This is a genomic window from Streptomyces cellostaticus (assembly GCF_023630175.1).
GTDB classification, from domain to species: Bacteria; Actinomycetota; Actinomycetes; order Streptomycetales; family Streptomycetaceae; genus Streptomyces; species Streptomyces cellostaticus_A.
Genome location: NZ_JALLIN010000123.1, coordinates 1 through 1,431, shown reverse-complemented (window position 1 = coordinate 1,431; position 1,431 = coordinate 1). Strand labels below are relative to the sequence as shown.

1 protein-coding gene is annotated in these 1,431 nt (G+C 72.0%); it reads left to right on the top strand.

Annotation, left to right across the window (positions count from 1 at the left end; translation table 11 throughout):
• Positions 1-1,431, top strand: a 1,431-nt coding sequence (locus MXD57_RS31245) for an Ig-like domain repeat protein (protein ID WP_250405582.1), incomplete at both ends; no start/stop codon positions are given.

Here is a 1,431-nt window from a genome sequence, read left to right as displayed (position 1 = left end):
CCAGACCGGCACCGTCACCGCCGTCTACAACGGCGACGACTGCTTCACCACCTCCACGGGCACGGCGGACGTGGGCGTCAATCCGGCCAGGAGCGCGGTGTCGGTGGCGGTCGCCCCGGACCCCTCCGTGTGCGGCGAGACGGTCACCGTGTGCGCCACCGTCACCGCCGTCGCACCCGGCACCGGCACCCCCTCGGGCTCGGTGACCTTCACCGCACCCGGCGGACTCAACGAGACGGTGCCACTGGGCACCGACGGCACCGCCTGCGCTACGACGACCGCGCTGGAGACCGGTACGGTCAGCGTCTCCTACACGGGTGACGGCTGCTTCCTGCCGTCGTCCGGCACGACGGACGTGACGGTCAATCGGGCCATGAGCGCGGTGTCGGTGACGGTCGACCCGAACCCCTCCGTGTGCGGCCAGTCCGTGACCGTGTGCGCCACCGTCACCGCCGTCGCACCCGGCACCGGCACCCCCACCGGAACCGTCACCTTCCTCCTGCCCGACGGCAGCACCCAGATCGTCATGCTGGACGCCCAGGGCACGGCATGCCTGACCACCGACAGCCTCGGCAACGGCTACCGCCCGGTCAGCGCCTCCTACAGTGGAGACGGCTGCTTCCTGCCGTCGTCCGGCACGACGAGCGTGACGGTCAATCGGGCCATGAGCGCGGTGTCGGTGGCGGTCGCCCCGAACCCGTCCGTGTGCGGCGAGCCCGTCACCGTGTGCGCCACCGTCACCGCCGTCGCACCCGGCACCGGCACCCCCACCGGAACCGTCACCTTCACCGGCCCCGGTGAACTGGACGTGACGGTCCCCGTGGCCTCGGACGGAACGGTATGCCTGATCACCAGCAGCCTCGCCGGTGGCACCTACCTGGCCACCTACAACGGCGACGGATGCTTCGCCGGCTCGGACACCGTCTTCGACGCGACGGTGAACCGGGCGGCCAGCGCGGTGTCGGTGACGGTCGACCCGAACCCGTCCGTGTGCGGCGAGCCCGTCACCGTGTGCGCCACCGTCATCGCCGTCGCACCCGGCAGCGGCACCCCCTCGGGCTCGGTGACCTTCACCGCACCCGGCGGACTCAACGAGACGGTGGCACTGGGCGCCGACGGCACCGCGTGCGTCGCCACCCTCGCGCTCGAGAGCGGCACCGTGACCGCCGTCTACGGCGGAGACCCCTGTTTCCTGGGCTCCACCGAGAGCGTCGACGTGACAGTCGACCACGCGGACAGCAGCGTCTCGGTGTCGGTGGACCCGGCTACCTCGGTGTGCGGCCAGTCCGTGACCGTGTGCGCGACGGTCACCGCCGTCGCACCTGGCAGCGGCACCCCCACCGGAACCGTCACCTTCACCGCACCCGGCGGACTCGACGAGACGGTGCCACTGGACGCCGAAGGCCAGGCGTGCGTCACCACCGCCACCCT